Annotated in this window: 22 protein-coding genes and 3 pseudogenes; 20 read left to right on the top strand and 5 right to left on the bottom strand. The window is 70.7% G+C overall.

Annotated elements, in window-relative coordinates:
• Position 1: 1 nt before the first annotated feature.
• The 10 genes and pseudogenes from ACFYW5_RS14580 to ACFYW5_RS14535 all read left to right on the top strand — a co-directional run bounded on the left by ACFYW5_RS14580 (position 2) and on the right by ACFYW5_RS14535 (position 8,562).
• A pseudogene (locus tag ACFYW5_RS14580) lies at positions 2-918 on the top strand (threonine/serine dehydratase).
• A gap of 8 nt (positions 919-926) precedes the next feature.
• A complete protein-coding gene (locus ACFYW5_RS14575) occupies positions 927-1,406 on the top strand; it encodes a DUF5990 family protein (RefSeq protein WP_389417310.1) in 480 nt (159 codons plus the stop codon).
• 370 nt (positions 1,407-1,776) lie between these two features.
• A complete protein-coding gene (locus tag ACFYW5_RS14570; protein ID WP_028799214.1) occupies positions 1,777-1,980 on the top strand; it encodes a cold-shock protein in 204 nt (67 codons plus the stop codon).
• Positions 1,981-2,221: 241 nt separating this feature from the next.
• The gene (locus tag ACFYW5_RS14565) at positions 2,222-3,715 is read left to right on the top strand and encodes a DEAD/DEAH box helicase (RefSeq protein ID WP_389417309.1); all 1,494 of its coding nucleotides are present in this window, start codon (positions 2,222-2,224) and stop codon (positions 3,713-3,715) included.
• Between the two features lie 98 nt (positions 3,716-3,813).
• The gene (locus ACFYW5_RS14560; RefSeq protein WP_389417477.1) at positions 3,814-4,053 is read left to right on the top strand and encodes a hypothetical protein; all 240 of its coding nucleotides are present in this window, start codon (positions 3,814-3,816) and stop codon (positions 4,051-4,053) included.
• 432 nt (positions 4,054-4,485) lie between these two features.
• On the top strand, positions 4,486-4,839 hold the full coding sequence (locus tag ACFYW5_RS14555) for a helix-turn-helix domain-containing protein (RefSeq protein WP_389417308.1): 354 nt from the start codon (positions 4,486-4,488) through the stop codon (positions 4,837-4,839).
• 66 nt (positions 4,840-4,905) lie between these two features.
• Positions 4,906-5,439 (top strand): annotated as a pseudogene (locus ACFYW5_RS14550) (S1 RNA-binding domain-containing protein); the annotation flags it as partial.
• A gap of 243 nt (positions 5,440-5,682) precedes the next feature.
• The gene (locus ACFYW5_RS14545; RefSeq protein ID WP_389417476.1) at positions 5,683-6,306 is read left to right on the top strand and encodes a class I SAM-dependent methyltransferase; all 624 of its coding nucleotides are present in this window, start codon (positions 5,683-5,685) and stop codon (positions 6,304-6,306) included.
• A 100-nt stretch (positions 6,307-6,406) separates the two neighbouring features.
• A pseudogene (locus ACFYW5_RS14540) lies at positions 6,407-7,704 on the top strand (MFS transporter).
• Positions 7,705-7,923: 219 nt separating this feature from the next.
• Positions 7,924-8,562, top strand: coding sequence for a hypothetical protein (locus tag ACFYW5_RS14535; protein WP_389417307.1), 639 nt, complete (start codon positions 7,924-7,926; stop codon positions 8,560-8,562).
• Positions 8,563-8,689: 127 nt separating this feature from the next.
• Here ACFYW5_RS14535 and ACFYW5_RS14530 read toward each other — a convergent pair whose 3' ends face one another.
• Entirely contained in the window at positions 8,690-9,886 is a 1,197-nt protein-coding gene (locus ACFYW5_RS14530; RefSeq protein WP_389417306.1) for an Ig-like domain-containing protein, read from the bottom strand.
• Positions 9,887-10,104: 218 nt separating this feature from the next.
• Here ACFYW5_RS14530 and ACFYW5_RS14525 point away from each other — a divergent pair, with 218 nt between their 5' ends.
• Genes ACFYW5_RS14525 through ACFYW5_RS14505 form a run of 5 tightly spaced genes read left to right on the top strand, consistent with a single transcriptional unit; the run spans position 10,105 to position 15,713 of the window.
• A complete protein-coding gene (locus tag ACFYW5_RS14525; RefSeq protein WP_389417305.1) occupies positions 10,105-11,298 on the top strand; it encodes a lipid II:glycine glycyltransferase FemX in 1,194 nt (397 codons plus the stop codon).
• On the top strand, positions 11,295-12,932 hold the full coding sequence (gene murJ / locus ACFYW5_RS14520; protein WP_389417304.1) for a murein biosynthesis integral membrane protein MurJ: 1,638 nt from the start codon (positions 11,295-11,297) through the stop codon (positions 12,930-12,932). The genes ACFYW5_RS14525 and murJ overlap by 4 nt, the downstream gene beginning before the upstream one ends.
• 23 nt (positions 12,933-12,955) lie before the next feature.
• The gene (locus ACFYW5_RS14515; protein WP_389417303.1) at positions 12,956-13,636 is read left to right on the top strand and encodes a response regulator; all 681 of its coding nucleotides are present in this window, start codon (positions 12,956-12,958) and stop codon (positions 13,634-13,636) included.
• Positions 13,633-15,102, top strand: coding sequence for an ATP-binding protein (locus tag ACFYW5_RS14510; RefSeq protein ID WP_389417302.1), 1,470 nt, complete (start codon positions 13,633-13,635; stop codon positions 15,100-15,102). The genes ACFYW5_RS14515 and ACFYW5_RS14510 overlap by 4 nt, the downstream gene beginning before the upstream one ends.
• Entirely contained in the window at positions 15,099-15,713 is a 615-nt protein-coding gene (locus ACFYW5_RS14505) for a hypothetical protein (protein WP_389417301.1), read from the top strand. Before ACFYW5_RS14510 ends, ACFYW5_RS14505 begins: the two co-directional genes overlap by 4 nt.
• Positions 15,714-15,748: 35 nt before the next feature.
• On the opposite strand, the gene mscL is transcribed toward ACFYW5_RS14505, so the two are convergent.
• The 3 genes from mscL to ACFYW5_RS14490 all read right to left on the bottom strand — a co-directional run bounded on the left by mscL (position 15,749) and on the right by ACFYW5_RS14490 (position 18,493).
• Positions 15,749-16,195: a large conductance mechanosensitive channel protein MscL gene (gene mscL / locus ACFYW5_RS14500; RefSeq protein WP_389417300.1), complete on the bottom strand. Its 447-nt coding sequence runs from the start codon at positions 16,193-16,195 to the stop codon at positions 15,749-15,751.
• 131 nt (positions 16,196-16,326) lie between these two features.
• The gene (locus ACFYW5_RS14495; RefSeq protein ID WP_389417299.1) at positions 16,327-17,280 is read right to left on the bottom strand and encodes a sigma-70 family RNA polymerase sigma factor; all 954 of its coding nucleotides are present in this window, start codon (positions 17,278-17,280) and stop codon (positions 16,327-16,329) included.
• 10 nt (positions 17,281-17,290) lie between these two features.
• Positions 17,291-18,493, bottom strand: coding sequence for an NAD(P)/FAD-dependent oxidoreductase (locus ACFYW5_RS14490; RefSeq protein ID WP_389417298.1), 1,203 nt, complete (start codon positions 18,491-18,493; stop codon positions 17,291-17,293).
• Positions 18,494-18,736: 243 nt separating this feature from the next.
• Between ACFYW5_RS14490 and ACFYW5_RS14485 the strand changes: the two genes are divergently transcribed.
• Positions 18,737-19,393 (top strand): DUF4232 domain-containing protein, encoded by a 657-nt coding sequence (locus ACFYW5_RS14485; RefSeq protein WP_389417297.1) that lies wholly within the window; start codon positions 18,737-18,739, stop codon positions 19,391-19,393.
• 39 nt (positions 19,394-19,432) lie between these two features.
• On the opposite strand, the gene ACFYW5_RS14480 is transcribed toward ACFYW5_RS14485, so the two are convergent.
• Positions 19,433-20,092, bottom strand: coding sequence for a type III effector protein (locus tag ACFYW5_RS14480; protein ID WP_389417296.1), 660 nt, complete (start codon positions 20,090-20,092; stop codon positions 19,433-19,435).
• A 130-nt stretch (positions 20,093-20,222) separates the two neighbouring features.
• On the opposite strand from ACFYW5_RS14480, the gene ACFYW5_RS14475 reads away from it, so the two are divergent.
• The 4 genes from ACFYW5_RS14475 (at position 20,223) to ACFYW5_RS14460 (ending at position 22,145) form a co-directional block, all read left to right on the top strand.
• Positions 20,223-20,654, top strand: a complete 432-nt coding sequence (locus tag ACFYW5_RS14475) for an Hsp20/alpha crystallin family protein (RefSeq protein ID WP_389417295.1) — start codon at positions 20,223-20,225, stop codon at positions 20,652-20,654.
• A gap of 102 nt (positions 20,655-20,756) precedes the next feature.
• Complete coding sequence (locus ACFYW5_RS14470; protein ID WP_389417294.1) at positions 20,757-21,152, top strand: DUF2267 domain-containing protein; 396 nt, start codon at positions 20,757-20,759, stop codon at positions 21,150-21,152.
• A gap of 81 nt (positions 21,153-21,233) precedes the next feature.
• A complete protein-coding gene (locus ACFYW5_RS14465) occupies positions 21,234-21,668 on the top strand; it encodes a DUF2267 domain-containing protein (protein WP_389417293.1) in 435 nt (144 codons plus the stop codon).
• Between the two features lie 189 nt (positions 21,669-21,857).
• Positions 21,858-22,145 (top strand): DUF4190 domain-containing protein, encoded by a 288-nt coding sequence (locus ACFYW5_RS14460; RefSeq protein ID WP_389417292.1) that lies wholly within the window; start codon positions 21,858-21,860, stop codon positions 22,143-22,145.
• Positions 22,146-22,257 lie beyond the last annotated feature (112 nt).

The raw sequence follows: 22,257 nt of genomic DNA, 5'->3' as shown, positions 1-22,257 counted from the left end.
CGTGCAGGAGACGCGCCTTGACACCGCCCGGATCCGGGCAGCCCACCGAGTGATCGACCCACAGTTCCGGTGAGCATCAAGCTCGAAACGGCGAACCCGGTCCGCAGCTTCAAGGCCCGCGGCACCGAGCTGGTCGCGAGCCTGCTCGCCGAGCACGGCCCGGCGGCCGTGGTGTGCGCCGGCGCGGGCAACCTCGGCCAGGCCCTCGCCTGGTCCGGTCGCGGCCGGGGGCTCGACGTGACCGTGGTGGCCTCCCGCTTCGCGACCGCGGCCAAGCTCGACCGCATCCGCGCGCTGGGCGCCCGGCTGGAGCTGGTGGACGGCGACCACGAGACGGCCCGCGAGCGGGCGGTGGCCATCGCTCGGTACGACGGCATCCGCCTGCTCGAGGACAGCCTGGACCTGGAGACCTGCGAGGGTGCGGCGACCATCGGCCTGGAACTGGTGGGCAGCACCCCGTCCTTCGACGCGATCCTGATCGCCCTCGGCGGCGGAGCGCTGGCCACCGGCATCGGTCACGTCATGAAGGCCCTGGCACCCGGCGTCGAGGTGATCTGCGTCCAGCCGCTCGGCGCACCGGCGCTGACCCGCTCATGGCACCAGCGCCGGGTCGTCACCACCGACTCGGCCGACACCGTCGCCGACGGCGTCGCGGGCCGACACCCCATCCCGGCCGTCCTGGACGACCTCCTCCTGGTCGCCGACGACGCCGTACTGGTCCAGGAGGCGTCGATCATCGCCGGAATGCGGATGCTCCTCACCCATGCCGGCCTCGTCGTCGAACCCTCGGCGGCGCTCGGCATCGCCGCGATCCTCGAAGACCGCGACCGCTTCGCCGGCCGCCACGTCGTCACTGTCGTGTGTGGCAGCAACGTCGACCTGGACGCCTGTCCCCGCTGGATCGGCATGGGTGGATGATGGCCGCCATGCGCATCCGCATCGACGCCGTCGACCTGCCCGGTCTCACCCGCCCCGCCCGTCCTGACGGCAAAGTGCCCGCCTACGCCGGTCTCCACGTCGCGGTGCAACGCCGTGACCGTCCCGCCGAACTCCTCGACCCCCAGCCCGGCGACGCCCCGTCCGCCACCTGGACCCTGGAGTGCACCACCAGCGCCTCGCCGACCGGCACCGAGATCGCGGGCCCCTACGTGCAGAACCGGCTGGGCCGACGGTTCATCTACCTGTCGTGGTGCACGGCCGACGAGTCGGGCACCCTCTCGATGTTCCGCCGCGCCAAGCTCATGCTCGACGTCATACCCGCCGACATACTCGTCGCCGCCGCGCGCGACGGGCTGCTGGTCGGACACCTCGGTTTGACCGACGCGCAAGGCGGGCCCCTGTGCGCCCGAGTCGAACCCCCGCACATCACGTGGACCCCTGGCCACGCCGACCGCGCAGGGATGTGACCTTCGTCCCCACGGGGGTATTCAGGGCGTCGCCGTTGACCCGCCCGGCACGGACGAGAACGGCGGCCCCCGGCGCATCGCAGGAGGTCACCGCGCTGCGGCCGGAAGAACCCGCAGGAACTCTACGCCCGCGTGAATCAATATCTGTCGTCGCCACATAAGAAATAACTGCGGCACACCGCGAGTATTCCCCGACCTCCCCACCGGGACGAAATCGAGGGCCGTGCGGGGACGATCACCCCGTGCTAATGTCGTCGTCAGTTGCAGGTGTGGTTGCCAGAAGGTTCATTTTCCTACGGGGTAATCAGCACGGGCGACACGAGATTCACACAGGGTGAATTTCGAACATCGTCTCCGAAGGAGAATTAACATGGCTACTGGCACCGTGAAGTGGTTCAACGCGGAAAAGGGCTTCGGCTTCATCGAGCAGGACGGCGGCGGCGCCGACGTCTTCGCCCACTACTCGAACATCGCCACCCAGGGCTTCCGTGAGCTGCTCGAAGGCCAGAAGGTGTCCTTCGACATCGCCCAGGGCCAGAAGGGCCCGACGGCGGAGAACATCGTTCCCGCCTGACACGGCAGCAACGCATACTTCGCAGCTGGGGCCCGCACCTTGGGGTGCGGGCCCCAGCTCGCTGCATTCCAGGGCGCGTGACGGGAGACCCCACCGCTTCACCTTTCGGTGACGCATTCCCCGTCGATCCGACTCGGCGCCCCTCATCACCGGCCCGTTCTCGCGATTCTCTGCGCCGTTCATCTTGCTGCGGAAAATTCCTTGCTACGTGCCTACGCACCCACATCGAGGAAGGTTCCGCTTGAACCGCGCACGCACTACCCGCACGCCCCGCACCTACGACCGCTCCGGGGGTGCCCCGGCCCAGCGCTCGGCAGCTCCGCGGCGTTACCAGGGCTCGAGCCGCCGGCCGACCGCCCCGCAGGGCGAGTTCGCGCTGCCGGTGACGACGACGCCCCCGCTGCCCGCTGTCGAGGCGTTCACCGAGCTCGCTCTTCCCTCGCCGCTGCTGGCCACGCTCGGCCGTCAGGGCGTGACCGAGCCGTTCCCGATCCAGGCGGCCACTCTGCCGAACTCGCTGGCCGGCCGTGACGTACTGGGCCGTGGCCGCACCGGTTCGGGCAAGACCCTCGCCTTCGGCCTGGCGGTGCTGGCCCGTACGGCGGGCCGGAGCGCCGCGCCGCGGCAGCCGCTGACCCTGATTCTCGTACCCACCCGCGAGCTCGCCCAGCAGGTCACCGACGCACTCACGCCGTACGCCCGCTCCGTGAAGCTGCGAATGGCCACCGTGGTCGGCGGCATGTCGATCGGCAAGCAGGCCGGTGCGCTGCGCACCGGGGCCGAGGTGGTCGTCGCGACACCGGGGCGGCTCAAGGACCTCATCGACCGGGGCCACTGCCGACTGGACGACGTCGACATCACCGTCCTCGACGAGGCCGACCAGATGGCCGACATGGGCTTCATGCCGCAGGTCACCGCCCTGCTCGACCAGGTCCGCCCCGAAGGCCAGCGCATGCTGTTCTCCGCCACCCTCGACCGCAACGTCGACCTGCTCGTCCGCCGCTACCTGACGGATCCGGTCGTCCACTCCGTCGACCCGTCGGCCGGAGCGGTCACCACGATGGAGCACCACGTGCTCCATGTGCACGAGGCGGACAAGCACCGGACCACCACCGAGATCGCGGCACGCGACGGCCGGGTGATCATGTTCCTGGACACCAAGCACGCCGTGGACCGGCTCACCCAGCACCTGCTGACCAACGGTGTCCGCGCCGCGGCCCTGCACGGCGGCAAGTCACAGCCCCAGCGCACCCGGACCCTCGCCCAGTTCAAGACCGGCCAGGTGACGGTGCTGGTGGCGACCAACGTCGCGGCCCGCGGCATCCACGTCGACAACCTCGACCTGGTCGTCAACGTGGATCCGCCGGCCGACCACAAGGACTACCTGCACCGCGGCGGCCGTACCGCCCGCGCCGGCGCGTCCGGCAGCGTCGTCACCCTCGTCACCCCCGGCCAGCGCCGCGGCATGACCCGGCTGATGACCTCGGCGGGCATCGCACCCCGGATCACCGCGGTGCGTTCGGGTGAGGAGGAGCTGAGCCGCATCACCGGCGCCCAGGCCCCTTCCGGTGTCCCCGTCGTCATCGCCGCGCCGGCCGTGACCCGCCCCCGCCGTGCGGGGGCTTCCGGGGCTCCCTCGTCCCGAGGCCGCTACGAGCGCCCCGCTCAGGGGCGCGCCACCGCACGACCGGCACGGCGCAGGCCGCAGCGGCCCGCCTTCGACGCGACGGCCTGACGGTTTGACGGCTTGACGGCTTGACGGCATTGATCTTGGGCTCACCCATCTGCGAGGAGACAGCTTTGACAGCGGTGCACGACCCCACTCTTGCGACCATGGTCGACGGCCTGGACGCGTCCGGACCGCGGGTCCGGGACGACATGACCGTCGAGGTCGCCCTGTCCCTCCTGACCGGGGCCGGGGTCGAGTACCTCCTGCTGTGCGACGGGGACGACCAGTTGACAGGCTCGATCACCCGGGCCGAACTCGCCGTCCACCGTGGCAGCTCCACGTACACGGACCGGATCCGTCTGAGGGACGTCGCCCCGGGGCCGTATCACCCGGCAACCGCGTGACCTGACCGCTCCATAGCTCAGACCCAGTGAGGGCCCCGCCGGCACATGTCGGCGGGGCCCTCACTTCTGTCCCGGGATCTGATCCCTCCGAGAACCAAAATCTACTTTTGTCAGAGTAGACATTGAGCTGCGGCGTGGCTAGGCTATGTCTCATAGAAACGGTCAAGCGAAGCTCGAGAGAAGGACGGAGGAGTAGACGCCATCAGGATCGCCCGGCCGGAGCAGTACTGGGCCGGGTACCGCAAGACCCCGGATTGGAAGGTGGTCCCCGGTCACGCAGCCGCGATCCCCGCACCCCTCTGAGCAGGGCTGGTAGCGGAAACAGAAGGTCGGCAGAGCATGAGGGCCGACAGATGGTGTTGAATTTCCTTCGGGGCCCTGGTGCCGTACGGCACCAGGGCCCCTCGACGCATTGCTGCTCAACGAGGTGACATGACAGCGGATACCCCCCTCAGTGGTCGTCTGGACGACGATGACTACCCCGCCTACACGATGGGACGGGCCGCCGAGATGCTCGGCACCACCCCGGCCTTCCTCCGAGCCATCGGTGAGGCTCGTCTGATCACGCCGCTCCGCTCGGAGGGCGGGCACCGCCGGTACTCCCGCTACCAGCTACGGGTCGCGGCGCGCGCCCGCGAGCTCGTCGACCGGGGCACCCCGATCGAGGCGGCCTGCCGCATCGTCATCCTTGAGGACCAGCTCGAGGAGGCACAGCGCATCAACGCCGAGTACCGCCGCCGCGCCGGCCACGCGGTACCCGACAGCTCCGCACCCGACACCGGCTGATCCACCCGCCCGGGGCAGCGAGTCCGCCCGGGCGGGCACACGACCGCTCATGAGAGGGTCGGCGCCATGGGTGGAGTGTCGGACCATGAAGGTGCCCGCACGTTTCTGGCTGAGATGCAGGTCGGTGACCTGTGCGGGGGAACCGTGGCGGAGGTGGCTCGCGGGGTGTCGGTGATCCTGGACGGATTCGCCGCACGTCCGCTGGGGTTCGTCGGGCCGCTGGACCTGTCCTGGCGCCAGAGCCCGTCCCTGGCCGTCGAGGTCGGCCAGCGGATCACCGCCGAGGTGACCGCCGTCGACCCGGACCGGGGCCAGGTCCGGCTGTCCATGGCCGCCACGGAGAACCCCGAGCTCTGGGCGTTCCTCAAAGCCCTCCGCGTCGGTGAGGTGCTGTCGGGAAGCGTCGCGTCGATCGAGCGGTTCGGGGTGTTCGTGGCCTTGGACGACGGCCCCGCTCATCCGGTCTACCCCGGCGTCGGATTCCTCACGATCCCCGAATTGTCCTGGCGGCAATTCGAAGCGGCTTCGGACGTCGTGCGGGTGGGACAGCGTGTTTCCTGCGAGTTCCTTCACTTCGACACAAGCAAGGGAGAGGCCAGGCTGTCCCTGCGTGCCACACAGCCCGACCCCTTCCGCACCTTCACCGATGACGCCTCGGTGGGACAGTCGCTGGAGGGGCACGTCACCAAGGAGGAAGTCACCCAAGTCGGTGACAAGATCACGGTCGTCATCGCGGAGAGCGACCAGGAGCAGCGCAGGCTCGTCCTCTCCCGGCCACAGGCTGCGCGTGGCGAACCTGACGCCCTCAGTGTCACCCGTGATGCCTACGACGCCGCTGCCTCCGTGTACGCGCAGATGTTCCGGGACGAGTTGCGGGACCGTCCCTTGGACCGGGCCATGTTGAGTGCTTTCGCCGAGGCCGTGCGGGCGAGTGGTGGTGGTCAGGTCGGGGACCTGGGGTGTGGGCCCGGCCATGTCACCGCTCACCTGGATCAGCTGGGGCTGGAGGTGTTCGGTGTCGATGCCTCGCCTGCGATGATCGCGTCAGCTCGGCAGGCGTACCCGGGGCTGCGGTTCGACGTGGGTTCGATGGCCGCCTTGGACCTCGCTGACGGCACGCTGGCGGGCGTCCTGTCACGGTGGTCACTCATCCATACGCCGCCGCCGGAGCTCCCTGCCATCCTGGCGGAGTTCCGTCGCGTGCTGGCACCTGGCGGCCACCTGCTGGTCGGCTTCTCGGCCAGCGACGGTCCCGCTCAGCCGTCGCAGGTCTTCGACCACGCGGTCGCGCCGGCCTATCGGTGGTGGCCGGATCACCTCGCCGCGATGTTGCGCACGGCGGGTCTGGCCGAGGTGGCGCGGATGGTCCGTGAGCCGCAGCCCACTGACCGGCGGCAGTTCAAGGAAGTGCACCTGCTCGTCCATAAGACGGAGGCAGGAGCAGGGGCCGGGGCTGCCCGTCCGTAATTGCCTTTCGTGACCCTGCGAGGCGGAGTTAGTGTGCCTGCGGCGAGTGATTACCTGAACGTGGTGGTGGCTCTCGTCTTCGGTCATCCGAGGGGTCCCTGTGCCGTCCTCTGCCTCCGCTGGATCCGATTGCGGTCCGCACGGTCGTAGAAGCTTGTGGCGGGACAGTGACTTCCGCAGGCTATGGGTGGGTCAGACGGCCTCCCAACTGGGCGAACACACCACTCTGGTGGTGCTGCCGCTCTTCGCCGTCCTGACGCTCCAGGCCGATCCCGGCCAGTTGGGCGCCCTGCGCGCGGTGGGGCAGGCGCCGATCCTGCTGCTGTCGCTGTTCGCCGGTGCGTGGGTGGACAGGTGGCGCACCCGCACGCTGATGGTGCTGACGGACGCCGGTCGGGCCCTGGCACTCGGCGCCGCGGCCGTCGCCGCCTCCTGGGCTGTCTCGGGCTGCCGGCGCTGTTGGTGGTCGCCTTCACCGTCGGGGCACTGTCCGTGTTCTTCGACGTGGCCTACCAGGCGTCGCTGGTACGGCTGGTGGAACGGGATCAGTTGGTACGGGGCAACAGCGCACTGGAGGGCAGCCGGTCCGCCGCACAGATCGGCGGTCCCGCCCTCGGCGGTACGTTGGTGTCCGCACTGTCGGCGCCGGTCGCCGCCGCCTCCGGCGCGGTGTTCTTCGCGCTGTCGTTCCTGTCGATCCGGCGGATCGCTCGCCGTGAATCCGTCCCGGACAGCTCGGCACGTCCTCATCGGGTCTGGCGGCGCATCCATGAGGGCCTGCGCTTCGTCACCGGTGACACCTGGCTGCGGACGGTGTGCCTCGCATCGGCCGCCTTTCAGTTCTCCTTCGCGGCGGTGATGACCGTATATCTGCTGTTCCTGCCGCGGGACCTGCACCTGTCGGGCACCGCCGTCGGACTGGCGCTGGCGGCGACCGGGCCGGGTGCGCTCCTGGGTTCGCTGCTGGCGGCCCGCCTGCCGAACCGCTTCGGATACGGCACCGTGCTGGTGTCCGCGGCGGCGATCGGCGACGGCGTGTTCCTGCTCGTGCCCGCGCTGGGCGGCTCCTCCGCGGTGACAGTTCCCGCGCTCCTTGCCGTCAACTTCGTCTTCGGGACCTTCAGCCAGCTGGTGAATGTCACGGTCATGGCCGTCCGGCAGACAGTCACTCCTGACGGCGTGCAAGGCCGCGTGGCCGCGACCATCACCTTCGTCGGCATGGGACTGACTCCACTGGGCTCGCTGCTCGGCGGCCTTCTCGCGGAGGCATGGGGGACACGCACGAGCCTGCTGGTGACAGCCTCGGGCATGCTGTTGTCACCAGTGCTGATGGCCCTCTCCCCACTGGCCCGCCTGGGCCGGACACTGCCCTCGCCAACCGTCCCCGCCGGGAAGTGAAGCAGGGGCACAACACCGTAAGTCTGTTCTCGCTGCTGTATCTCAGCCACACAGCAGAGAACATCGCGGCCCTTTTCCGTAGTATCACTACGACACGACTGTGCGGCAGTAACTTTCACCGAGCGCGCAGTACCAGCCCGAACAGCACCCACATTAGGCATCGCATACGCCGCCGACGGATGACTGTTGACGGCGGCAACCAGGAAGGGCGTGAGCAACATGTCCGAAACCACCGCTCCGAACACCGAGTTGACCTCGCAGTACAGCGCCCAAGTAGTCGGCGACCTCGAGCGGAACCTCAAGGAGCAGGAGCGTCTCAACGACGAAATCGCCGCGCTCCAGGCGCAGTTGGCGGCCCTGCGGCACGACCAGGCGGTCCTCGTCAGCATCCAGCAGGCCCTCGGTGTCACCGCGGAACCCGCTCCGGAGGCCGTCGCGAAGGTACCCGCCGCCCGCAAGAAGCCGGCCGCCGCATCCACGGCGACCAAGCAGGCGACCAAGCAGGCAAAGGGCAAGAAGCCTGCCGCGAGCCGCAAGCGCACCGTCAAGAAGACCGCCGAGAAGACCGCCGAGAAGGCACCGGCCGCTGCCTCCGCGTCCCCCACGCTCGTCGACCTCGTCCACGGCCACCTCGCCGACCAGCGCGAACCCCGTTCAGCCGCGGAAATCAGCACCGCACTGGCCCAGCAGTACCCGGAGCGGGGCATCAAGACGACCGTCGTGCGCACCACGCTCGAGGGCCTCGTCGCCAAGAACCGCGCGCAGCGCACCAAGCAGGGCAGTTCCGTCTTCTACACCACCCCCGAGGCGGCGGACTCCGCCGCGGCCGACGAGGAGACCGCGCCCCAGTCGTCCTGAGCGGTAGAGCCGCAGGCACCGGGCGCTGGTCAGGCAGCGGCCCGGGATGCGGCGCGGTGCGAGTGCGGGGCTCCAGGCAGCCACCTGGGACGGGGATGTGTCCGGCGCGGTGACGCTGTGGCCGGATTCAGCGCAGCGCGCTCTTCTGCTGCCACTGGGTCCACGACAGGTTCCACGCGCCGAACCCGTTCCCGGGGTCGACCACGCCCTTGGTGTCCTTGCCGGTGATCTCGAAGGGGTCACCCGGGCGCACCTGACCGTAGAACCAGGCCGCGTTCGCGTCGCTCATGCCTATGCAGCCGGAACTCTGGTTGCTGTTGCCGAAGTAGCGGGCGTTCCACGGGGCGGCGTGGGCGTACATGCCCGACCAGGTGAGGCGCATCGAGTAGTCGACCATCTTGTCGTAGGCGTCGCCCAGGCCCACGGTCTCGGAGTTCATGTTGATCGTGCCCTCCTTGGCCATGAGCACGGCGGTTCCGCGCCAGGAACGCTTGTCGCCTCCGGGTGTGCCGCCGGACACCGGGATGCGTCGCACCGTCTCGCCGTCGCGCACGAGGGTGAGCTGGTGACGGTCGAGATCGACCTCGACGATCTGCTGGGCGCCGATGGTGAACCTGGTCGTGTAGTCGCGTACGAACCAGCCGCCGTCCGTGCCCGAGTCGGTGCCGTTCAGCTCGGCCTTCAGGGTGACCTCGGTGCCGGGCTTCCAGTACGTCCTGGGCCGCCAGTCCACCCGGTCCCGGCCCGACCAGTCGCGTATCCAGCCCCAGGACCCCTCGGTGTTGTTCGAGGTGGTGATCCTCAGGTGTTTCTCGACCTCGGCGCGGTTCTTGACCGGATGGTCGAAGACCAGGGAGATCGGTTGGGCGACGCCCACTGTGGCGCCGGTGCCCGGCCGCCAGTCGACCTTGTTGACCTTGTCCGCCGGCGCGGTGGTGAAGGCGGCCTTGGTGCTCTTGGCGGTTCCGGCGGCGGTGCGGGTCACCGCCGTCACGGTGTATGCCGCGCCGGGTACGGCCTTGCGGTCGGAGACCCACGACCGGCCGTCGGCGGCGACCTTGCCGGTGAGCCGGTGGCCCTCGTCGTCGGTGACACTCACCGAGGTGAGTCTGCCGCCGGTGGCGGTGACGCGCACGGGCTCGCCCGCCGCGACCTGCTTTCCCTTGGGTGTGACGGCGACCGTGACCGGGCGGTCGTCGGTGGCCGGCGGTGCCTCCCCGTCCTGGGAGTCACCGGAGCCGTTCGACGAGCAGGCGGTGAGGGCTGCCAGCAGGGCGGTGGCGGCTCGGACGCGGGCGTGAGTGCGGGCACGGGTGCGCGACAACGGGACCTCCGAAGAAGGACGTTCACGGGTGGGAGATGCGGCGATGTCGTGACTGTAGAGCCGTGAAACCCGAGCTCAGCGGCGGTGGAGCAAGGTGACGGCGACTGGTGCGGAACGGTCATGGTCCGGTCACATTCGCCGGACGGAGCGGTCATGGGCCGCTGTGAGCCTCCTGTGTGTCCCCGCGACAGGGCCGGGGAGAAGGAGAGGCTCACACTGTGTCAGCGCTGCTCGTTCCGCCCAGCCGCTCGTCCCGGGCACACCCCCAGGGCTTCGCCCTGCGCCCCATCACCGCGCAGACCTACCGCGCCTTCCTCGCGTCCCCCGACGGCGCGGCCCTCGGCGCCGGTTTCCTGCAATGCCCGTCCTGGGCCGAGGTCAAGGAGGGCTGGCGCGCCCAACTGCTCGGCTGGGGACCGGATCCGGAGGCGGGGCAGCTGGCGGGCGTGGCCCTGGTGCTGCTGCGGCAGTTCCCCGGCACCCGCAAGTACTTCGCCTACCTCCCCGAAGGGCCCGTGGCCGACTGGAGCGACCCCGACGTCGACGGCTGGCTCGGTCCGCTGCTGGAACACCTGCGCCGCGCGGGCGTCTTCGCCGTACGCATCGGGCCGTCGCCCGCCTACCGGCGCTGGGACGCCGCCCTGCTCAAGCCGCTGACCGGGCCGGGCCGACGCCTCGGTGACGTCCTCGCCAGTGAGGTCGACCCGCTCGGTACCGCCGTGGCCGAACGGCTGCGGGCCCGCGGCTGGCGGCGCTGCGGTGGTGACACCGGACAGGACGGGGATGCCCAGCCGCGGCACGTCTTCCATGTGCCGCTCGCCGGACGCACCCCCGAGGACCTGTGGTCCGGGCTCAACCAGGAGTGGCGGCGCAATGTCCGCCGAGCGCAGAAGGAGGGCGTGGAGGTGGTGGTGGGCAGTGCGGCGGAACTCCCCGAGTTCTACCGGCTGCTGGGCATCACCGAGCGCCGCGACGGATTCCGGCTCGGCCGCTCGCTCGCCTACTACGAGCGCCAGTACGCGGCGCTCAACGCCGAGGAGCCGGGCCGGATGAAGCTGTACCTCGCCCGGCACCGGGGCGAGATCCTCGCCGCGCACACGCTGATCACGGTGGGCCGACGGGCCTGGTACCAGACCGGCGCCTCCGCCGACCACCGGCGCGAGGTCCGGCCCTCCAACGCCCTGCAATGGCGGATGCTGCAGGACGCCCTCGCCCTCGGCGCCGACGTCTACGACATGCGCGGGGTACCCTCCACTCTCGATCCCGGGGAACGTGCGTACGGACTGCTGCGGTGGAAGCTCGGCACCGGAGGACGGGTCGTCGAGACGTTGGGGGAATGGGAGACACCCTTGAGCGGCAGCGCCAACCACACGCTTTACCGCGCCTTCCAGGCGTACCTGAACCGCCGATGAGGCAGCCCACGCCGACCGGTACGCAGGCCGCGGACGTACCGGCTGCGAAGGCTGCCTCCGCCGCGCGCGGCAGCGCTGTCATGGCCGCCGGATCCGTCGTCTCCCGGGCCACCGGTTTCGCCCGGTCCGCCGTGGTCGCCGCGGCGCTGGGCACCATCGGGCCGGTCCCCGACGGTTACGCGGTCGGCAACGCACTGCCCACCATCGTCTACATGCTGCTCCTCGGCGGCGCGTTGAACGCCGTCTTCGTGCCGGAGCTGGTCAAGGCGGCGAAGGAACACGCCGACGGGGGTGCCGCGTACACCGACCGGCTCGTCACGGTGTGCGTGGCCGCCCTGCTGGCGATCACCGCGACCGCGGTGTGGGCGGCCCCCGCCATCATCGACGTGTACACCGACTACACCGGTGAGCAGGCGGCCATGACCACCGCGCTCGCCCGCTACTGCCTGCCGCAGATCTTCTTCCTCGGTCTGTTCACGTTGCTCGGGCAGGTGCTCAACGCGCGGGGCCGGTTCGGCGCCATGATGTGGGCGCCGGTGCTGAACAACGTCGTCGTCATGACCGTCTTCGGGCTGTACCTCGCCCTGGCCATGGGCGGCGGGGACACCCTCACCGTGACCGAGACGGCCGTGCTCGGCTGGGGCACGACCGCCGGTATCGCCGTCCAGGCCCTCGCCCTGGTGCCCGCCCTGCGTGCGGCCCGCTTCCGCTGGCGGCCCCGCTTCGACTGGCGCGGCAGCGGGCTGACCCGCCCGCTGCGCGCGGCCGGCTGGCTGGTGCTGCTCGTCCTGGCCAACCAGGCCGCCTACTGGGTCACCACCCGGCTGGCCACGTCCGCGGGCCAGGACGGCGGTCCCGGGTACGGCGCGTACAACAACGCCTATGCGCTGTGGGTCGTCCCGCACGGCATCATCACCGTTTCCGTGGTGACCGCGCTGATGCCCCGGATGAGCGCGGCCGCCACCGACGGGGACCTCCCCGCCGTACGACGCGACGTCTCCCACGCCCTGCGCGTGAGTGCCGCCGCCGTCGTACCCGCCGCCTGCGCGCTGCTCGCTCTCGCCCAGCCGGTGATGGCTTTGGTCTTCGGCTACGGCAGGACCAGCGCCTCCGACACGGCCGCCATGGCCGGGATCCTGATGGCGTTCGCACCGGGACTGGTCGCGCTGTCGGGCCAGTACGTCCTGTCCCGCGCCTTCTACGCGCTCTCCGACACCCGTACGCCGTTCCTGCTCAACCTGGTCATCGTCACCCTCAACGCGGGACTGTCCCTGACCGCCGCCCACCTGCTGCCGGCGCGCTGGGCCGTGACCGGCATGGCGGCGGCGTACTCCCTGGCCCTGTGCGCGGGCTGGGCGCTGACCGCCCGGGTGCTGAGCCGCCGACTCGCCGTCGAACGGCCGCTGCGCTCGACCCCCGTCGGCGCTCACGCCCGGCTGCTGCTGGCCGGCTTCCCCGCCACCGCGCTGGGTCATCTCACCGCAACGGGAACCGCACCGGCGGGAGCGGTGGTCTCCACGGGTGCCGGCGCGGCCGTCGTCGTGCTCGTCTTCGCCCTGCTCGCCCGTCCCCTGCGCCTCACCGAACTCGACGCGCTGCTCCGCCGCGTACGCCGCGCGGCGACCCGGACCTGAACACCACCGAGGGAGAACCACTCATGTCCCGCGTGCTCCTCATCGAGGACGACCCTTCCGTGCGCGAGGGGGTCGAGATCGGTCTGCGCCGCCGCGGCCACGAGGTACGGGCGGCCGCGACCGGTGAGTCCGGTCTCGTCGCGCTGGCCGAATTCCGCCCGGACCTGCTGCTGCTGGACCTGATGCTGCCCGGGATGAACGGCGTGCAGGTCTGCCGGCAGGTCCGCGAGCACAGCCAACTGCCGATCATCATGCTGACCGCGCGCGGCGACGACTTCGACGTGGTCATCGGCCTGGAAGCCGGTGCCGACGACTACATCGTCAAGCCCGCCCGGCCCGAGGTGATCGAGGCCCGCATCCGTGCCGTGCTGCGCCGCCTGGACGACAGCCCCGGCCGCCCGGCCATCGAGGTGTACGGCGAACTCACCATCGACCGGGGCGGACTGACCGTCACCAAAGCGGGCCGGCGGCTCGCGCTCGCGCCCTCGGAGCTCAAGCTCCTGCTCTACCTGTCGGCTGCCCCCGAGCAGGTCTTCAGCAGGCAGCAACTCCTGGAACACGTCTGGGAGCACAGCTTCTCCGCCGACGCCCGGCTGGTCGACGCCTGCGTCGCCCGCCTGCGCGGCAAGATCGAGGACGAGGTCGGCAGCCCGCGCTACGTCCAGACCCTGCGCGGCTTCGGCTACCGCTTCGGGCCGCTGTGATCAAGGACCCTCGCCGCATCCGGGCGTTCGGGCTGCGGACGCGGCTGCTGCTCGCCTTCCTGCTGGTCGCCGCCGTCAGCGCGGGCACCACCGCCGCGCTGACCTACCGCGAGGCCCGCAACGCGCTGCTGGAGACCGCCCAGGACACGGCGGTCACGTCGTTCCGGGAACAGGTGCAGCAGACGAGCTTCGCCCTGCCCCTGCGGGGAGGGGACAGCCTGGAGGAAGTCCTGCGGGACATCGCCCGCAAGGGCAAGCCGCACCCCTGGGTGGTGTTCGCCGAATACGGGTCGCTGCGCGCCTCCTCCGGCGAGAATCCCGAATCCACCGTCATCACAACCGAACTGCGCCGCACCGCACTGGCCAACCCCCATGGCAGCTTCGAGCGGGTCGTCAAGGACGGCGTCCCCTACCTGACCATCGCCATGCCCATGGTCTTCAAGACGAGCCCGGACAGCCTGCTGCCCAGCGGACTCGTCCTGTACGCCGTCATGCCGATGAACGAGGAGCAGATCAACGTCGACGCCCTCCTCATGGCCGCTCGGGACGGCGCCCTGCCGGGCCTCGCCATCGCGCTGATACCGGGCCTGATCGCCTCCCGCAGCGTGCTGCGCCCGGTGCGGGAACTGCGCCACGCGGCCCGGAACATGGGAAGCGGCAGACTCGACACCCGGATCCGGGTGCGCGGCAGCGACGAACTGGCGGACCTGGCACACACCTTCAACGAGTCGGCGGCCCAACTGGAGCGCTCGGTGCGGGAACTGCGCGAGGCCGGGGAACGCGCCCGCCGCTTCGCCTCCGACGTCTCGCACGAACTGCGCACCCCCCTTGCCGGCATGCTCGCCGTCACCGAGGTGCTCGACGAGGAGGCGGACCGCCTCGACGCCGACACCGCCCGGGCGGTCCGGCTGGTCAGCGCGGAGACCGGAAAGCTCGCCGTGCTCGTCGAGGACCTGATGGAGATCTCCCGCTTCGACGCACGCGCCGCCGAACTGAACACCGACGAGGTCGACGTCGCCGAGGCCATCCGCAAGACCCTGCAGAGCAGGCACTGGACCGACGACAGGATCCGCGCCGACCTACCCGGCGCCATCCGGGCCCGGCTCGATCCGCGCCGCTTCGACCTCGTGATCGCCAACCTCGTCGGCAACGCCCTGCGGCACGGCGCCGCACCCGTCACCGTCGGCCTGCGCACCGCGGCCCGCCCCGAGGGGCCGCCCGTGCTGATCACCGAGGTCGCCGACAGCGGCCCCGGCATCCGGCCCGAGGTGCTCCCCCACATCTTCGACCGCTTCTACAAGGCCGACGCGGCCCGCACCCGCTCGGCCGGCAGCGGCCTGGGACTGGCGATCACCCTGGAGAACGTGAAGCTGCACGGCGGAACGATCCGCGCGGGGAACCTTCCGGGGGGCGGTGCCGTCTTCACCGTCGAACTGCCGCTGCACGCCGAGGAGACCGGGACATGAGGAGTGCGCGCAGGCGCCGACGTGCGGCGGCAGCCGTACTCGCCATGGCCCTGCCGCTGCTCGGGGCCTGCGGCATCCAGGAGACCGACGTCATCGAGGCGGGCGGTCCCGCCAGCTTCCAGGCGTTCCTCGACCGCGACTACGACATGGTGCTCTTCTTCCGCTCCGCCGACGGAGGACTGCGCCCGGTGATCCGTACGACCGGGCCCTCGGACGAGTTCAGCGGCCAATACGTGGGTGAGGGAGCCGAAGGCCGATACGGGGGAGAAGGCTCCGGCGAACCGGCCGGACCGGTGGCGGCGGAGAAGGTCGTCGCCGCGCTGCTCAGCGGGCCGCGGAAGGAGGACCGGGCCGCCGGTCTGGGAACCGCCCTTCCCCCGGCCGCCCGTGGCGGGAGCGTCGAGATCGAGGCTCTCCCCCAGAACCGGGTGACGGCTCGCGTACCGCTGGCCCTGGACAGCCTCGACAGCACCGCTCTGGCCCAACTGATCTGCACGATCGCCTACAGCCAGGACGCCGAGGGCCAGGCCGTCGTGGAGCTGACGGGACAGGACGGCGCGACGAGTTCCGAGACCTGCGGCCTCGCCCTGCGCGTGAGAAGCGGCAGCTGACCTGAACTTGGAGGAATCGCTTCGTCGGGGTCCGGTCAGTGCAGGGACGCCGTCGCCTGGGCGGGGAATCCGGGGCGGCCGGCCAGGTCGGAGGTGCAGAAGGCGCACCGGATCGCCGCCGCGGGCACGATGCTGAGACAGTCCGGGCAGTCGGCCTTGGCCACGGGCTGGTCCTTGACCGGGTTGAAGCGCGCCTGGAGGCGGCCCACGGGCACCACGACCGCGAAGTAGATGACGGCGGCGACCAGTAGGAAGCTGATCAGGGCGTTCAGGAAGGCGCCGTAGGGGAAGGTGGTCTCGCCGACGGTGAACGTCTGCTTGCTGAAGTCGCCCACCGCTCCGGTCGCCACGCCGATCAGCGGCGTGAGGAACGCGGTGACGAAACCGGTGACGACGGCGGTGAACGCCGCACCGATCACGATGCCGACCGCCAGGTCGACCACATTGCCGCGCAGGAGGAACGAGCGAAATCCGTTGAACACCAAGTACTCCTGAAATGAGGCGCGTTGAGCACCGAAGACGTGGCGTCCGGTTGGCCGCCGCCGGGCCATGCTGCCGTTCGCCTTCGCATGCGTCCAACTTCCTCACCCTTTACGGTGAATGCGCCTTTCGGTCACCACTGGGCGATGAGGGGTGCATCCGGTTCGCGCTGACGCCAGGCTTTGGTGAGACGGACGAGGCGGGCGGGGGCGGCGATCCCGCGTACGGTCGCGATCTTGCCGTCGGCGATGTCGAACATCGCGGAGCCGATGACCCGGTCGCCGAGCACGAAGAGGAGGGCGGGGGCGCCGTTGACGACCGCGTAGTGGAGGGCGGGCGTGCCGCCGATCAGGCGCCGCTTGGCCGGTGTGGGCTTGAGTCCGGCCCGTACGACGGCGGCGATGCGCTGCGGAGTGTCGAACCGCAGCAGCTTCGCGGCCGTGCCGCCGGCGCCGTCGGAGACCGCGATGGCGTCGTCCGTGAGCAGCGCCACCAGCCGCTCGGTGCGGCCCGAGGAGGCAGCGGCGAGGAACTCCTCGACGATCCGGCGGGCGGCCGCCGCGTCGACCTCGCCGCCGCGGCGCGCGGCGGTGATACGGCGCCGGGCCCGGTGCAGGTGCTGCTGGCTCGCGGACTCGGTGATGTCGAGGATCTCGGCGATCTCGGCGTGGCCGTAGGAGAACGCCTCGCGCAGGACGTACACGGCCCGCTCCACGGGCGACAGGCGCTCCATGACCGTCAGCACGGCCAGGGAGACCGACTCGCGCTGCTCGAAGGTGGCGGCCGGTCCGAGCATCGGGTCGCCGTCGAGGAGCGGTTCGGGAAGCCAGGCGCCGACGGTGCGTTCGCGGCGGACCTGCGCCGAGCGGAGCCGGTCGAGGCACAGGTTCGTGACGACCTTGGTCAGCCAGGCTTCCGGCACCTTGATGCGGTGCCGGTCGGCGGCCTGCCAGTGCAGGAACGCGTCCTGCACCGCGTCCTCGGCATCGGTGGCCGAGCCGAGGAGACGGTAGGCCAAGGAGGCCAGCCGGTTGCGGCTGGCCTCGAAGCGACTGGTGTCGAAGCGATCGGTGGCGGCGCTGTCCACGCTGATCACCTTATGGGGCGGTGGTCTTCGCGGCGGCCGCATCCGGCGTCGCGACCAGGCGGTGCTTGCGCTTGGGCAGGCAGAAGGTCGGGTGCGCGGTGGCCCACAACGAGCCGTTGAGGATGGCGGACTTGATGCGCGCGGCTTTCCGGCCGCCCATGTACTTCCGTTTCGCCCGGCCTTCGGCGTCGACCATCTGCAGGATGCCGTCGCGCCGCCCGAGGCTGATGTGGTTGCCCACGTAGGCCAGCTTGACGTGCGCGATCTTGCGGCCGGTCAGGTTCCCCACGATCGCCTCGATGACCTGCTTGCTGGTGTATCCGGCCGAGGCGCAGGACATCGGCAGCGGCCGGCCGTTGTCGCCGATGGCGTGGACGCTGTCACCGGCGGCGTAGACGCTCGGGTGCGAGACCGAGCGCATGGTGCCGTCGACGACGATCCGGCCTCCTTCGGTGACCTCGAGACCACTGGCGGCGGCGATGGGGTCGACCGCGAACCCGGCCGTCCACACGGTCGCGTCGGACGCCAGGACGGTGCCGTCGGCGCACAGCACGCGTGTCGCTTCGACGGCTTCGACGGTGGTGTGCTCCAGGACGGTGATGCCCAGCCGGTCGCAGGCCCGGCGCAGGTGGCCGCGGGCTCCGGTGGAGAGCGGGGCGCCCAGTGCACCGCGCGCGATGAGCGTCACCAACAGGCGGGGCCGGGCTTCGGCGATCTCGGTGGCGGTCTCGATGCCGGTCAGTCCCTCGCCGACGACCAGCACACTTCCGCCTTCGCCTCGCTGGTCCAGGCGGTCCAAACGCTCGCGCAGGCGCAGTGCCGAGGGCCGGGCGGCGACGTTGAAGGCGTGCTCGGTCACGCCGGGGACGCCTTGGTCGGCGACATGGCTGCCGAGCGTACAGACCAAGGTGTCGTAGCCGAGTTCGCCGCCTCCGGTGGCGTCGGCCACGGCGACGACCTGGTGCTCGGGGTCGACGGACGTGACCCGGGCCAGGCGCAGCGCGATTCCCGTGCCCGCGAAGATGTCGGCGAGCTTCGGGGCCTCGACTTCGTGGCCGGCCGCGAGCTGGTGCATCCGCAGCCGTTGGACGAAGTCCGGCTCGGCGTTGACCACGGTGATCTCGGTGTCCGCCGGGGACAGTCGGCGGGCCAGGTTCCCGGCCACGAAGGCCCCGGCGTAACCGGCGCCGAGGACGACGATGCGGTGCTTCATGAGTGGCTCCTGTCGGATCGCTTGCCTTCGAGGGTTGAGCGGGACAGAGCCTCGATTGCTGACAGGAACCGGATGTGATGTGGGTCACGTGAGCCTGGAGTTCACGGGTCTGCTGCACCCATGGCCGCTGTCACAGTGTCACGAACGTGTCCGCAGTCGGACCTTTGTCGGTTCGCGGGGGCGGCAACCTCGTCGCCATGCGGCACGATCACCGGAACATCGCGACTCCCCGGGGGACCTCTCATGGCTCACACCGCTCGTTCACGCCGTACCGCCGCCGCACTCGCCGTTCTCTCCCTCGGCGTCCTGACCCTGACCGCCTGCAACGGCGACGGGGACAAGGACGCGGCCGCCCCGAGCACCGCGACGAGCCCGTCCCCTTCGGGTACGAGCCAGGGCGCCGACACCCCCTCGACGGCCGGCCCGAGTGAGGGCGACAGCGGCGCCTCCGCCGGCAGCACCGCGCCCTCGGAGCCCGGCGCCGAGGACGACCAGGACGGAGGGGTGGGCATGTGCGAGACCAAGGACTTCGGCTACAAGGTCACCGTCGCGTCCAGTCCGGTGAACCACGCGCTGCTGACCGCGACCAACACGAGCGGCGACCCGTGCCTGCTGGCGGCCAACGAGCTGGTGATCACGATTCCGGGGCTGGACGGATCAGCCGAGCACGCGGGGCCGGAGGTCAAGGACCGGATGCTGAAGGCCGGTGAGAGCGCCTACGCCGGGATCCTGTTCGCGCGCGCCGACACCGCGGGCGGCAAGAGCGCGGACAAGGTGGAGGTCGCTCTCAGTGCGGCCGAGAGCCCGTCGCCCGTGGCGATCGACGGCGGTCCCGTCACGGTCAACGACGGCCAGGTCACCAGCCTCTTCAGCACGGCCGAGGACGCGCTCACCTACTGAGCTCCCTTCGCGCGACCAGGAGCCCTCACCCGCCCCGCGCTACCGCGAGCCGTCGGCCGCGGCCGTGGCGGAGTCGGTGAGGGTGTCCACTCGGGCCGCGAGGTCGGGGTGGGCGTCCGTCAGATGCGGGCGGGCGGCGTTCAGGGGGCGCAGGAGAGCCGCGGGATCGTCCTGGGCGAGGGCCGCGTCGAGTTGGCTGAGCGGACGGCGGGCGGCCCTGGGCAGGTCGGTGAGGGCGCTGATCTGACCGGCGACGCGACGCAGGTCGGCGGCGTTGTGGCGAGCCCAGGCGGCGAGGGTGCGGTCGGCGGCGCGACGTTCGCGGGTGGCCTGGACGCGCTGTTCGCCGGTGGTTCCGGCGGGGCCGGGCCGGTTGCGCAGATAGCGGCGTTCGGCTGCCTGACGGCTCGCGACACCGAGGGGGTGGGCCAGGTCGGCCCAGCTGGCACCTGCCTGCCGGGCGGTTTCGATCAGACCGGTCTCCCATCCGGCGAGCTGCTCGCGCACCTGCCGCAGCAGCAGGAGAGAGGCCAGGGCCTGCTCGGGGTCCGCGTCCTCGGCGGCGGCCGCGCCGGGCTCCTCGTGCCGGGCGTCGGCAAGGGCCTTGTCGATGGCTTCCAGCGCCGCCGCGGCGGCGAGAAACGACGCCGGGCTCTGGGCGTCGGTGCGGGAGACGGCCGAGTGGTCGGCTGTGGTCATGGGCACCTCCTTCCGGACTGTCATCCTTTTGACGACATCGGGTTTGTCATCCATCGGATGACATGTTACAACGGTTTCAGTGAAGCGCATTGGCAGGTACTGCCCCTGACCTTCCTGGAGGTGTTTCGCGATGTTGATGCGCACTGACCCCTTCCGTGAGCTCGACCGGCTGGCCCAGCAGCTGATGGGGCCGGGCACCTGGTCGCGGCCGTCCGCGATGCCGATGGACGCGTACCGCGACGGTGACGAGTACGTCGTGGCCTTCGACCTCCCCGGCGTCAGCCCGGACGCGATCGACATCGACGTCGAGCGGAACATGCTGACCGTCCGGGCCGAGCGGCGGCCCGTGGCCAAGGGCGACGACGTGCAGGTGGAACTCTCCGAGCGACCGCTGGGTGCCTTCTCCCGCCAGATCGTGCTGGCCGACACCCTGGACACCGAGCGCATCGCGGCCGACTACGACGCCGGGGTGCTCACCCTTCGCATCCCGATCGCCGAGCGCGCCAAGCCCCGCAAGATCACCATCAGCGGGGAATCCTCCCGCAAGGAGATCTCCGGCTGAACGCGGCGACCCACGCCGATCAGCGCGCGGAGGACGGGTATCTGATCTCCCCCTCCACCCGTCCTCCGCACCCCTCGGGCTCGAAGAAGGGCGGCGGCTGACGTGACCCTGCACATGGATGCGTTCCTCGACCGGGTCAAGGAACGCGGCGAGTACGAGAACCGGCAGGAGGCCCAGCGTGCGGCCAGGGTGATCCTCGCCCTGCTGGGCGCACACCTGGTGGGCGAGGTGCGATCCCAGTTGGCGGCACGGCTGCCGGAGGACTTCGCGCTGATCCTGCTCAACCCCCTCCAGAGCGCCGAGCCCCTGTCCCCGGAACGGTTCGTACGGGCGACGGCGGCCTGGATCGAGGGGGCCACCGCCCAGACCGCCGCCTGGGACGTCGGTGCCGTCCTCAGCACGGTCGCCGACGCGGCCGGCGACGACCTGCTCGAGCAGATCCTGCTCCAGCTCCCCGCGGGCTACGACCTGCTCTTCGGCCGCCCTGAGCCCACGTGACCCCAGCACCCACACCCACACCCCCGGCCCCGGCCAGGGACCGGCACCACCACCCCGTAGACAGAAAGGCAACGACCGCAGATGTCCGACCGGCGCGCACCGCTTCAGCAGCCTTACGGGACGGCATACGAGCAGATGCTGGAGAAGGTCCGCTACGAAGGCGCCTATCCCACCCGCGAGCGTGCCGAGGAGGCCGTCCGCCTGGTCCTCGCGGGGCTGGGACGTCAGGTGACGGGTGACGAACGCGTGGAACTGGCCGCCTGCCTCCCCGTCGAAGCCGCGCGTGTACTCACCGCCCAGATCCCCGACACCCAGCCGCTGACCGGCTGGGCCTTCGTGAAGGACCTCGCCGCCCGTAACGGCGCCGGCCTGGCCACCACCCGCTGGGACACGGGCTCCGTCCTCACCGCCGTCGCGGCCCTGGCCGGCCACGACCTGCTCACCCGCATCCTGGACCAACTCCCCGCCGGATACGCCCTGTTGTTCGGCCGCGCGGAACTGACCCAGGCCGCCTAGCGCGGGCAAACGATCACGAGCCGCGGGGCCTCCGGCTGATGCCGGAGGCCCCGCGGCCGTTCCCTGACTTCGGCTGAGGCACGAGATTTCAGACATGACACCGCGTCGAAGGGGCATTCGGGAAAGCAGCCAAACAGTAGGGAGTGTGCGGCCCGATCGGTCCGTGCAACCGACAACCGGGAGTGTCTAATGGCGAGTTACGGCAGTTCCTCGGCCGCGTCCGCTGGCTCACGCACCAACGGTCTGGCGATCGCGAGCCTGTGCTGCGGCGTCGTCGGGCTGTTCATCCTGAACATCATCCTGGGCCCCTTGGCCATCATCTTCGGTGCCGTGGCCCGGCGTCAGGCAGCGGTCAAGAACGGCGCGGGGATGGCGAAGGCCGGCATCATCCTCGGCATAGTCGACGTGGTCCTCTGGATCGTGCTCCTGATCGTCGCGGCCAACAACGGTGGGTTCAGCTGGTACGTAGGCGGCTGACAGCCGGTCGCACAGACACACGCCCGGGGCGGGCACGGACCGAGAGTCCGTGCCCGCCCCGACCGGTGCCGGAGACGATAAGTGTCCGATGAACGGACATCGCGTCCCGTAT

It is taken from the genome of Streptomyces sp. NPDC002779, from assembly GCF_042888685.1.
Taxonomy (GTDB): Bacteria; Actinomycetota; Actinomycetes; order Streptomycetales; family Streptomycetaceae; genus Streptomyces.
This window is presented reverse-complemented; position numbering and strand designations above follow the sequence as displayed.